This window comes from Pseudomonas sp. PS02303 (assembly GCF_029959925.1).
Classification (GTDB): domain Bacteria; phylum Pseudomonadota; class Gammaproteobacteria; order Pseudomonadales; family Pseudomonadaceae; genus Aquipseudomonas; species Aquipseudomonas mandelii.
In genome coordinates this window covers 1-11641 of record NZ_JASCOM010000190.1, presented here as the reverse complement: position 1 = coordinate 11641, position 11641 = coordinate 1, and the positions used below count along the sequence as shown (strand labels likewise).

The 11641-nt window shown below is 58.8% G+C and carries 10 protein-coding genes and 1 pseudogene; 1 reads left to right on the top strand and 10 read right to left on the bottom strand.

Translation table 11 applies throughout. The annotated features are described in order from the left end of the window. Positions 1-167: 167 nt before the first annotated feature. The 9 genes from QMX98_RS26580 to QMX98_RS26540 all read right to left on the bottom strand — a co-directional run bounded on the left by QMX98_RS26580 (position 168) and on the right by QMX98_RS26540 (position 9231). Positions 168-383 (bottom strand): TOBE domain-containing protein, encoded by a 216-nt coding sequence (locus tag QMX98_RS26580; RefSeq protein WP_003229256.1) that lies wholly within the window; start codon positions 381-383, stop codon positions 168-170. A gap of 107 nt (positions 384-490) precedes the next feature. Beyond that, a complete protein-coding gene (ssuB, locus tag QMX98_RS26575; protein WP_282411611.1) occupies positions 491-1297 on the bottom strand; it encodes an aliphatic sulfonates ABC transporter ATP-binding protein in 807 nt (268 codons plus the stop codon). Beyond that, positions 1294-2076, bottom strand: coding sequence for an aliphatic sulfonate ABC transporter permease SsuC (gene ssuC / locus QMX98_RS26570; RefSeq protein WP_145306644.1), 783 nt, complete (start codon positions 2074-2076; stop codon positions 1294-1296). Before ssuC ends, ssuB begins: the two co-directional genes overlap by 4 nt. A gap of 7 nt (positions 2077-2083) precedes the next feature. Then, positions 2084-3232 carry an FMNH2-dependent alkanesulfonate monooxygenase gene (gene ssuD / locus QMX98_RS26565; RefSeq protein ID WP_282411610.1) on the bottom strand — a complete coding sequence of 383 codons (1149 nt, stop codon included), beginning with the start codon at positions 3230-3232 and terminating at the stop codon, positions 2084-2086. Between the two features lie 25 nt (positions 3233-3257). Then, a complete protein-coding gene (locus QMX98_RS26560) occupies positions 3258-4223 on the bottom strand; it encodes a sulfonate ABC transporter substrate-binding protein (protein WP_282411609.1) in 966 nt (321 codons plus the stop codon). 101 nt (positions 4224-4324) lie between these two features. Beyond that, complete coding sequence (gene ssuE / locus QMX98_RS26555) at positions 4325-4918, bottom strand: NADPH-dependent FMN reductase (RefSeq protein ID WP_154502122.1); 594 nt, start codon at positions 4916-4918, stop codon at positions 4325-4327. Between the two features lie 315 nt (positions 4919-5233). After that, entirely contained in the window at positions 5234-5872 is a 639-nt protein-coding gene (locus QMX98_RS26550) for a peroxiredoxin (protein ID WP_172791893.1), read from the bottom strand. 295 nt (positions 5873-6167) lie between these two features. After that, a complete protein-coding gene (locus tag QMX98_RS26545) occupies positions 6168-7529 on the bottom strand; it encodes an OprD family porin (protein WP_282411608.1) in 1362 nt (453 codons plus the stop codon). A 373-nt stretch (positions 7530-7902) separates the two neighbouring features. Continuing rightward, positions 7903-9231 (bottom strand): OprD family porin, encoded by a 1329-nt coding sequence (locus tag QMX98_RS26540; protein ID WP_010466659.1) that lies wholly within the window; start codon positions 9229-9231, stop codon positions 7903-7905. Between the two features lie 364 nt (positions 9232-9595). On the opposite strand from QMX98_RS26540, the pseudogene QMX98_RS26535 reads away from it, so the two are divergent. Continuing rightward, positions 9596-9982 (top strand): annotated as a pseudogene (locus QMX98_RS26535) (hypothetical protein). 154 nt (positions 9983-10136) lie between these two features. Here the strand turns inward: QMX98_RS26535 and argA are convergent. After that, positions 10137-11435, bottom strand: coding sequence for an amino-acid N-acetyltransferase (gene argA / locus QMX98_RS26530; protein ID WP_010466657.1), 1299 nt, complete (start codon positions 11433-11435; stop codon positions 10137-10139). Positions 11436-11641: the final 206 nt, after the last annotated feature.

The window sequence follows — 11641 nt, the reverse complement described above, 5'->3', positions numbered from 1 at the left end:
GGCTCGCTCCCACATTGGATCTTCAGCGGGCATAGCGTCTGTGTACGGTACAACTCCATGTAGGAGCGAGCCTGCTCGCGAAGGCCGCACCGCTAAACTCACTGATTCAAACACATAAAAAACCCCGAAGGGTTCACACCCTCCGGGGTTGTCCGCACGGCACGCGCTTACAACTTGGCGATCGACACCTCGGTGGATTTCACAAACGCGATCACTTCGCTGCCGACCACCAGTTCCAGCTCCTTCACTGAACGCGTGGTGATCACCGAAGTGACGATGCCGGAAGCGGTCTGTACGTCGATTTCCGACAGCACGTCGCCCAATACGATTTCCTTGATCGAGCCTTTGAACTGGTTGCGAACGTTGATGGCTTTGATAGTCATACGATTTCTCCTGAGGTCGAAATGAGCAGCAGGTGGCAAGCTACAAGTGGCAAGTAAAAGCGCTCTGCTTCTTCTTGCAGCTTGAAGCTTGCAACTCGCCGCTGCGTCTATTGCGCCCAGCGCAATTGCGTGGGCAAGGGTGAAACAGGTTCCGGTTCCGGCGGTTGGCCGGGCAGCGCCAGCACGCGATTGAGCACTTCGGTTTCCAGCGCCGCCAGCCGATGGGAGCCGCGCACGCGTGGGCGGGGCAATTCAACGGGCAGGTCGAGGCCGACTTCGCCCTCTTCGATCAGGATCACCCGGTCGGCAATCGCCACGGCTTCGCTGACGTCGTGGGTTACCAGCAACACGGTGAAGCCGTGCGTCTGCCAGAGCCGTTCGATCAACTGCTGCATTTCAATTCGGGTCAGGGCGTCCAGCGCGCCCAGGGGTTCGTCGAGCAACAGCAAGCGCGGTTGATGGATCAGCGCGCGGGCCAGGGCCACCCGTTGTTTCTGGCCACCGGACAATGCGGCGGGCCATTCATTGGCGCGATCCGCCAGGCCGACCGATTCCAAGGCTTCCAGCGCTTGTGGCCGCCAGTTGCCCTTGAGCCCGAGGCCGACGTTGTCGATGACCTTTTTCCACGGCAGCAGACGCGCTTCCTGGAACATCAATCGGGTGTCTTCCCGGGCATCGTTCAGCGGCGCGGAGCCGACGAACAATTCACCCCCGGTGGGTTTGTCGAGACCGGCGAGCAACCGCAGCAGGGTGCTTTTGCCACAACCACTGCGACCGACCACGGCGACGAACTGACCGGCTGGAATGTGCAAATCGATCTCACGCAACACCTTCCGAGAACCAAAGGCCTTTTGCAGCTCACGCACCACCAGCGGGATTCCGCGCTGCAACCGTGGAGGTTGTTGAGCCGTCATGCCGCACCTCCTTTAACAACTTGATAGGCTGGGTGCCAGCGCAACCACACGCGCTCAAGCCCGCGGGCCGCGAGGTCGGCGAGTTTGCCGAGCACGGCGTACAGAAGAATCGCCAGCACCACCACGTCGGTCTGCAAAAACTCCCGGGCATTCATCGCCAGGTAGCCAATGCCGGCGCTCGCGGAAATGGTTTCCGCGACGATCAGCGTCAACCACATGAAGCCTAGCGCGAAGCGCACACCCACCAGAATCGAAGGCAGCGCCCCCGGCAGAATCACCTGGCGAAACAGGCTGAAACCGGACAAGCCATAACTGCGCGACATTTCCACCAACGCCGGATCGACGTTGCGGATACCGTGATAAGTGTTGAGGTAAATCGGGAACAACGTGCCCAACGCCACCAGGAAAATCTTCGCCGACTCGTCGATGCCGAACCACAGGATCACCAAGGGAATCAGCGCCAAGTGCGGCACGTTGCGGATCATCTGCACCGAACTGTCGAGCAGGCGTTCGCCCCACTTCGACAGACCGGTGATGAAACCCAAGGCCAGGCCGATGCCGCCGCCAATGGTGAAGCCCAGCGCAGCACGCCAGCCGCTGATTGCCAGGTGCGTCCAGATTTCGCCGCTGCGCACCAGGCTCACGCCGGCCTCGATGACCGCGATCGGCGCCGGCAGAATCCGCGTCGACAACCAGCCCGCCGACACTGACAACTGCCACACCGCGAGCAGCAACACCGGCAACGCCCAGGGTGCGAGGTTGTGGATAAGTCTCTTCATGCGCGCCTCAGCTCTGGGACGCGGCTTTGGGAAGAATGTCGTTGGCGACCATCTCACCGAACGGGCTGACGTAATTGGCGCCTTGGGGCAGTTCCGGACGTTCGATGTCGAGGTGCGGGAACAGCAATTCCGCAACCCGGTACGACTCTTCCAGGTGTGGATAACCGGAGAAGATGAAGGTATCGATGCCCAGGTCCGCGTATTCCTTCACGCAGGCAGCCACGGTCGGACCATCGCCCACCAACGCCGTACCGGCACCGCCACGTACCAGGCCGACACCGGCCCACAGGTTGGGGCTGACTTCCAGGTTGTCGCGGCTGCCGCCATGCAGCGCGGCCATGCGTTGCTGGCCGACCGAATCGAACCGGGCCAGAGAAGCCTGGGCTCGGGCGATGATTTCATCGTCGAGATGGGAGATCAGCCGATCCGCCGCTTGCCAGGCTTCGGCATTGGTTTCTCGAACGATCACGTGCAAGCGAATGCCGAAACGCACGGTGCGACCCAGCTTCGCGGCTTTGGCTCGCACTTGTTCAATCTTCTCGGCGACGGCGGCCGGTGGCTCGCCCCAGGTCAGGACCATTTCCACCTGCTCGGCCGCGAGGTCTTGCGCCGCTTCCGACGAACCGCCGAAGTACAGCGGCGGACGCGGTTGCTGGATCGGTGGATAGAGCAACTTGGCGCCTTTCACGCTGATGTGCTGACCGTCGTAATCAACGGTTTCGCCTTCCAGTACGCGACGCCAGATGCGGGTGAATTCCACCGAGGCTTGATAGCGCTCTTCGTGAGTCAGGAACAAACCGTCGCCGGCCAATTCTTCCGGATCACCGCCGGTGACCAGGTTGAACAACGCACGGCCGCCGGACAGGCGATCCAGGGTCGCCGCCTGACGCGCGGCCACCGTCGGGGAAATGATCCCGGGGCGCAGCGCGACAAGGAATTTCAAACGCTGAGTCACTGGAATCAGCGACGCCGCCACCAGCCACGAGTCTTCGCAGGAGCGACCGGTGGGAATCAACACCCCGCCGAAGCCCAGGCGATCCGCCGCCTGGGCGATTTGTTGCAGGTAACCGTGGTCGACGGCGCGGGCGCCTTCGGCGGTGCCAAGGTAATGGCCATCGCCGTGGGTAGGCAGGAACCAGAAAATATTGAGGCTCATGGAGTGGTCTCCTTGGGGAATCGAATTACTGCGTTTTGGCAACGGCTGCCGGTGGCGTCCAGATCACGTCTTTGATGCTCAACGGTTTCGGGATCAGCTTGAGCTGGTAGAAGCTGTCGGCGATTTTCTGTTGGGCGGCGACCACTTCAGGCGTGAGGAACAACGCGCCGTAACCCTGACGTTTCATCGAGGTCAGGGTGATGTCCGCCGGCAAGCCGAGCAGTGGCGAAACCTGTTGGGTCACCTCGATGGGATTGGCCTTGGACCACTCGCCGACGGCGCGCACTTCTTCCACGAGGGTCTTGATCACCTCAGGGTTTTTCTGTGCGTAAGGCTTGGTCGCCAGATAGAACTGGTGGTTGTCGACGATGCCCTGGCCATCGCGCAGGGTGCGCGCTTGCAGTTGCTGTTCGGCGGCAGCCTGGTACGGGTCCCAGATCACCCACGCATCGACGCTGCCACGCTCGAACGCAGCGCGGGCATCGGCCGGCGGCAGGAATACGGTCTGGATATCGGTGTATTTGAGGCCGGCGTCTTCCAGTGCGCGGACCAGCAAGTAGTGGACGTTGGAGCCTTTGTTCAGGACGACTTTCTTGCCCTTGAGGTCCTGCACCGATTTGATCGGTGAATCCTTCGGCACCAGGATCGCTTCGCTGTGTGGCGCTGGCGGTTCGTAGGCGACGTAGAGCAGATCGGCGCCGGCGGCTTGAGCAAAGACTGGTGGGGTTTCGCCGGTGACGCCGAAGTCGATCGAGCCGACGTTCAGGCCTTCAAGCAATTGCGGGCCGCCGGGGAATTCAGTCCATTGCACGTCCACGCCTTGGGCGGCGAGGCGTTTTTCCAACGTGCCTTTGGCTTTGAGCAGCACCAGGGTGCCGTACTTTTGATAACCGATTCGCAACGTCTCGGCTTGAGCTTGAGTAATGGCGCCGAAGGTGACAGCCGCTGCAAACAGAGCGACCAGACCACGACGCAAAATGACAGTGCGCATGGCGCTCTCCTTTTTGCAGTTGGGTTTTGGCTGCACCTGCTTGCCCGTTAGCGGGCGAGTAAGGCCAGTACATCAATTTCAGGTGTGGCTTTAGTGCTGACTTAAATGCTCCAGCGAGCACTCAACAAACGTTCATTCAACAGCTTCGGATCGATCGGCTTGGGCCGTCGGGCCATGGCGCTGAAAAACAGCTCCAGCGATTCCTTCAGTCGTTGTTCCAGCTCTGGCGCCAACTGCGCCTGGGCGCTGCCTTCGCCGTAAGCGATCTGACTGTCTACCGCGAAAACCCCATGGAGCATTTCCTGGGCTTTCAACGCCGACAGCACCGGCTTGAGCGCGTAATCCACCGCCAGCATGTGGGCGATACTGCCGCCGGTCGCCATGGGCAAAACCACTTTGTGGTCCAACGCGCGCTCGGGCAGCAAATCCAGCACGGTTTTCAGTGCGCCGGAGAACGACGCCTTGTAGACCGGAGTGGCGATCAACAGGCCATCGGCATTTTCAATCTGTTGCAGCAGGTCGATCACCTTAGGGCTGTCGAAGCGTGCATGAAGCAAGTCTTCGGCCGGGAAGTCCCGCACCTGGTAACTCACCACTTCCACACCCTGCTCCTGCAACCAGTGTTGGGAGCGCTCCAGCAGCACCCCGGAGCGGGAACGTTGGCTGGGACTGCCACCGAGTGAGACGACCAGCATTCAAATGATTCCTTGCACGGTGTTGGCGATTCGCGGTTTGCGATCTCGCTGTAATGGAGGTGACCTTAACAGGTGATTGTTATATCCATAAATCATATTTGTTCATTTGGTTATGCACATAAGATATATAGGAAGACACTTCCTGCGAGCGAAAAAAAGGCCGTCGAAACGGCCTGAAATCCCCTGCTTTATGGATACGGTCAATCTTTCTGCGGTGCCTGCAATTCCGTCATCGCGAGCAGGCTCACTCCCACAATGGATAGCGTTTTACCTGCCCGTGATGGCGATACCAGCCACACCGAAAATGCTGATGGCTTACCTGTTGGGCTGCGGCGTCAGGCGCAGGTACGGTTTCACCGCGCGATAGCCCTTGGGAAAGCGCTGCTTGATTTCGTCTTCGTCCTTGAGCGACGGCACGATCACCACTTCATCACCGTCCTGCCAGTTGGCCGGGGTGGCCACCTTGTAGTTGTCAGTAAGTTGCAGCGAGTCGATCACCCGCAGGATCTCGTGAAAATTGCGCCCGGTACTCGCCGGGTAGGTGATGGTCAGCCGAATCTTTTTGTTCGGGTCGATCACGAATAGCGAGCGCACAGTCAGGGTGTCATTGGCGTTCGGGTGGATCAGGTCATAGAGGTCGGAGACCTTGCGGTCCGCGTCGGCCAGGATCGGGAAATTGACGAGCGTGTTCTGGGTTTCATTGATGTCCTCGATCCACTTGTGATGCGAGTCCACCGGGTCCACGGACAGGGCGATGGCTTTGACGCCGCGATTGGAAAACTCATCCTTGAGCTTGGCAGTGAAGCCCAGTTCGGTGGTGCACACCGGCGTGAAGTCCGCTGGATGGGAAAACAGCACGCCCCAGCTATCGCCCAGCCATTCGTGGAAACGGAGGGTGCCGGCGCTGGAATCCTGTTCGAAGTCGGGGGCGATATCGCCCAGTCTGAGGCTCATGGTGCTGCTCCTGGTGAGTGCTTGTTGAGCTCAACTGTGCCTGTGTTCCTTATAGATTAAAAAGAATAAATATCGATTTATTTAGATCATAAGTGAATATTAAATATCTGTTCACTGGACCTGCGCGAGCATCAGGACGAACATCACCCACAAGGTTCGAGAAGGCCTTGAGTTGCTGCAAAGAGGGAATTTTCACGGCGGGATTACGGGGGTGACCCCGCCTTGAAAACGCAAAAGCCCCGCCCGGCGAGATGCCGGGCGGGGCTTTTTTTTTTCAGCGGTTACGCGAGCGCTGTTACAACAGCGGGATCGAGTAGCTGACGATCAGACGGTTTTCGTCCTGGGAGCGAACGCCCGGGATGTTGGTGCGCCAGGTGGCGTTTTTCCACATCAAGCCAACGTTCTTCAACGGGCCTTCCGGTACGACGTAACCGACAGTCAGGTCGCGTTCCCACTCGGTGCTGTTATTACCGGCTGCAGCAGTAGAGGTGCGATTGGTGTCGATATCGTCGCCACGCAGATAAACCATACCAGCGGTCAAGCCAGGCACGCCGACTTTGGCGAAGTCAAACGAGTAGCGAGCTTGCCAGGTGCGCTCGCCGGCACGGCCGAACTTCTGGATTTGCATGTCGGTGATGGTGTAGTTCGACGAACCGTCGCCCTGGTTCAGCCAAGGGAAGTCGCTGCTGCCGTTGCTGACCTGATAGCCACCACCGAAGGTGTGACCGGCAACGGTGTACAGGAACAAGCCGCTGTACAGATTGTTGTCGACCTTGCCTTTGCCATTGGAGGTGCTGCTGTAGTTGCCGGAGCTGTAGTACAGCGGGTCGTGACCGTTTGCGCCGTCATCCGAGCTGTTGAAGTAGCGCAAGTCAGACTTCAACACGCCAGGGCCGATAGCCCAGTTGTGTACCAGACCCAGGAAGTGCTGCTTGTAGAAGTCTTCCAGATTGCCGTAGTAGTACTGGGCAGTCAGGTCTTTGGTGATTTTGTAATCACCACCGGCATAGATGAACTTGTTGCTGTCGCGGCCGCTGGCAGTACGAGCGTTGGCGCCGCCGATGCTCAGTTGCTCATTGTTGCTGGAGTTACGTCCTTTCACGGCTTCGATCTGACCGCCAACCAGCGTCAGGTCCTTGATCTCGCCGGAAGTGATCTGACCACCCTGCCAGGTTTGTGGCAGCAGACGACCGTCGTTGGTCACGATAACCGGGTTCTTTGGCTGCAACGTGCCCAGCTTCAGTTCGGTCTGGGAGATCTTGGCTTTTGCAGTCAGGCCCAGGCTGGAGAAGTTATCAACTGCTTCGCCGTTGGACTTGCTTGGAAATACAGTACCGCCATAAGAACCATAGTTCGTGGCGGTTGCAGGGCTCGCACCATTAGTGCCGCCGCCCGAATCCAGACGCACGCCCAGCAGGCCGATCGCATCGATACCGAAGCCGACAGTGCCTTGGGTGTAACCGGAGATGAAACGCAGGTCGAAGCCTTGGCCCCACTCTTCGTTTTTGTTCGCGCCCGAACCATCACGGTTATCGGTGTTGATGTAGAAGTTACGCAGACCCAGAGTGGCCTTGCTGTCTTCGATGAAACCGGCGGCGCTTGCCTGCTGCGCCAAAACCCCTACGGCCACGGCCAGGGCCAAGGTGGACTTGTTCATTTGTTTCGCTCCTATCGTTTCTAATTTTTTATGCTTCTGGCCCTGGGTCGGATGCCCTGGATCCTGAAAAGCGCGGTTAGCGCCAGACCGCATGTCAACGTGACAACGCGCATCTACGGTCGCGGCCTACCCGCTGTGATTTTTTGGGGGGCGCATGGTAAAACCGAAAAACATTTATTTCATTATTTTTAATGCCATTTCGGAATATAGCTATGCGCGCCGAACACAGGGTATCGGCTCCTTGGCTTGCCACTTTAGGCGCCCGGATAAAAATCCAAAAAGAATAATAAATTACTATTTAAGGTCTATTTGGAATATCAAATAAAACGCGAAAAAAAGCCCCGCCCTGAGGCGAGGCTATTTCTGGTGGGTGTTACAGGAAGCTGTAGGTGTAGTTGAAGATCAGACGGGTCTGGTCTTGCGCAGAGATGTTGGTATCGCCGCGGTAGGTACCGTGACGCAACGTCGTGCCGAAGCCTTTAAGCGCGCCTGTCTGGATCACGTAATCCACACGCAGGTCGCGTTCCCACTCGGTCTGGTCTTTACCCACGCCGTTGGTAGCCTTGATGTTATCGCCACGCAGATAGGCGGCCGAGGCTTTCAGGCCAGGAACACCCAGAGAAGCGAAGTCGTAGGTGTACTGACCGAAAGTGGTGTTCTCACCAGCACGGACGAAGCCGTTAACCATGGCGTCGGTGAACAGGTAGAAGCTCGTTCCTCCCGCGCCTTCGTTGCGACCGTTGCTGTCGACCACGTTGCCCTGGTTCAGGTAAACGAAGCCACCGTCATCGCTGACACGCTGGTGGCCGAGCAGGAAGGCGTTGGCACCCAGGGTGTAGGTGAACATGGCGCTCCAGGTCTTGTTATCGACCTCGCCCGGGTTCTTGGCGAAACCACCGTTGTTATTGAACCGATAGCCCGCATCGCCGTTCTTGCCGTCGGAGCTGCTGTCGAAATAGCGCAGGTCTGTCTTGAACGACTGGTTGGGCGCGATCGTGTAGACGTGCACCAGACCGAGGAAGTTCTGCTTGTAGTAGTCTTCCAGGTTCGCGTAGTAGTACTGCAGGGTGAGGTCTTTGGTGACCTTCCAGTCCGCACCGGCATACCGGAACTTGTTGCTTTCCTCGGTACCGCCTGCCACGGCCAGGCCGGTGGTGTTCGACGAGGCGCGACCCGCTGCGTGCTCAAACTGGCCGACGTTAAAGGTGAAGTTGTCGATTTCCTTCGAGGTGATGGTGCCACCTTCAAAGCTCTGTGGCAGCAGACGACTGTCGTTCGCGACCAGAATCGGCATGTTCGGTTGCAGAGCGCCGCCCAGGTGAGCCTCGGTCTTCGAGAAACGCGCCTTGACGTTGGCGGCTGCGCGACTCCATGGGTCCGACGCCGAACCGTCGGAATCGCTTGGGAAGAAGGAGTTGTTATCCGGGTGGTGACCACGGCCACCGTCCAGATGAATGCCAACGACCGCCTGGGCATCGATACCGAATCCAACAACACCCTGGGTGAAACCAGACTGGTAATCGAACTTGAGACCTTCAGCGGTCTCTCTTTGATCGTTCGCAGTCCCTTCGCGGGTGTCCGCGTTGTAATACATTGTGCGCGAACTGACGGAAGCCTTGCTGTCTTCGATAAAACCCGCGGCGCCTGCTTGCTGCGCCAAAACCCCTACGGCCACGGCCAAGGCCAAGGTGGACTTGTTCATTGTTTTAGCTCCTCTCGTTTCTAATTCTTGTATTCCTGGCCCTGAGTCGAATGCCCGGGATCCTAAGATGCGCGATTAGCGCCAGACCGTGACTCACAAGTCAATCGTAACTATGTGTGTCTACGACCATGGTCTAATCCCCGTTTTTTTTTGGTCCTTGCAGGGTCGTGCGTTCGTCACAAACCCAAAAAGAATTGGTCAGTTCTTTTTAATACCTTTTAGGAATGAAGCTCCGCTCCATTCCTCGTCCCGGGCCAGAGCGGCCGGCTCGAAAATTAATTCCTAAAAGGTATTTTTTAGCGATTTTTTAGATCAATCAGCTTTGACGCCATTCGGAAACAATCCCCTCCCGAAAGGCCACGCCATGACGACCAAACGCGCACTATCCAGACCAATTGTTACAGTTTGTGTATCGCTATTATTTTTCACTCAGCGGTCAAACGGCGACCCTCACGGTCGGTTATCGAACCGGCATCGACCCCAGCAAAACCCCCCAAGCGGACGGTGTTTACGAAAAGACCATGGGTGGAAAATCGACTGGCGTCGTTTCAGGGCCTGGATGCCTCGAAGGTCAAAGTGGTGAACGGCAACCGGCGGAAATCGCTGCCGCCTGCAAGCGTGGCGCTGCTGGACGGCGGCACGGCCAAGGCCATTGGCGACACGGCGAAGTTCTTGAAGGAGCAAGGGAAGGGTCGAGACGGTGCTGCCGGATTATTCGGCGTATGTCAGCGCGAAGTTCGTGCAGGAGTAACACAAACCCTGTGGCGAGGGAGCTTGCTCCCGCTGGGCTGCGGAGCGCCCCCAAACCCGGTAAACGCGTTATGTCTGATAGACCGAGTTGCCGGGTTTTTGGGAGTCCTTCGGCCTCCAGCGGGAGCAAGCTCCCTCGCCACAAAAGCCCGCAGTTACAGGGCTTTTTCGAAGATCTTCGAATTACGCTGATAGTTGTACAGCGACGCTCGCGCCGACGGCAGGCGTTCGACGCTGCTCGGCACGAACCCACGTTCGCGGAACCAGTGAGCGGTCCGGGTCGTCAGCACGAACAGGGTTTTCAAGCCCTGGGCCCGGGCGCGGGTCTCGATGCGCTCCAACAGCTCATCACCGCGACCGCCGTGGCGGTATTCCGGGTTGACCGCCAGACACGCCAACTCGCCAGCGTCCGAATCGGCAATCTGATACAACGCCGCACAAGCGATGATCATGCCTTCGCGCTCAACCACGCTGAACTGCTCAATCTCGCGCTCCAGCACCTCGCGGGAACGGCGCACCAGAATCCCTTGCTCTTCCAGCGGGCTGATCAGGTCCAGCAAACCACCGACATCTTCGATGGCCGCTTCGCGCACGATCTCGAATTGCTCCTGGGCTACCAGCGTGCCGCCACCGTCGCGGGTGAACAGCTCGGTCAGCAGCGCACCGTTTTCGGCATAGCTGACGATATGGCTGCGGGCAACGCCGCCCCGGCACGCTTCAGCCGCGGCATCCAGCAGTTCCGCCTGATAGTTGCTGCCCAGACGCTGCAAATGCGCCGGGACTTGTTGCGGACGCAGCTCACGCACCAGCCGACCGTTTTCATCGATCAAGCCAAGGTCAGCACCAAACAGCAGCAGTTTGTCCGCACCCAGGTCGATGGCCGCGCGCGTGGCAACGTCTTCGCAGGCGAGGTTGAAAATCTCCCCGGTCGGCGAGTAGCCCAATGGCGACAGCAGCACGATGGAGCGCTCGTCCAGCAGGCGATTGATGCCCTTGCGGTCAACCCGGCGCACTTCGCCGGTGTGGTGATAGTCGACGCCTTCCAGTACGCCGATCGGCCGTGCCGTCACCAGGTTGCCGCTGGCCACCCGCAGGCGCGAGCCCTGCATCGGCGACGAGGCCATGTCCATCGACAGCCGCGCTTCGATGGCGATGCGCAACTGGCCGACCGCATCGATCACACACTCCAGGGTCGCGGCATCGGTGATGCGCATCCCGTGGTGGTAATGCGGGGTCAGGCCGCGTGCGGCGAGACGGGTTTCGATTTGCGGACGGGAACCGTGAACCAGCACCAGGCGCACGCCGAGGCTATGCAGCAGCACCAGGTCGTGGACGATGTTGCCGAAATTCGGATGCTCAACGCCGTCGCCGGGCAGCATGACGACGAAGGTGCAATCGCGGTGAGCGTTGATGTAAGGCGAAGCGTGACGAAGCCAATTAACGTATTCGGGCATGAACCTGGGCCTGTAATAAATAGCAGCCAAAAAATGGGCGAAACTGAAAACGCACAGCGGGCTGATGGTTATCGTCGGAACAGGCTTGGCGACACGCGCGCTCTCCTCATGAATACGGGTTGGGACACTGGCAATTTACACCTGTAAGAGCCGGCTTGCTGGCGATGCAGGCGCCGCGGTTCATCAGGTGAACCGCGTCATCGTTC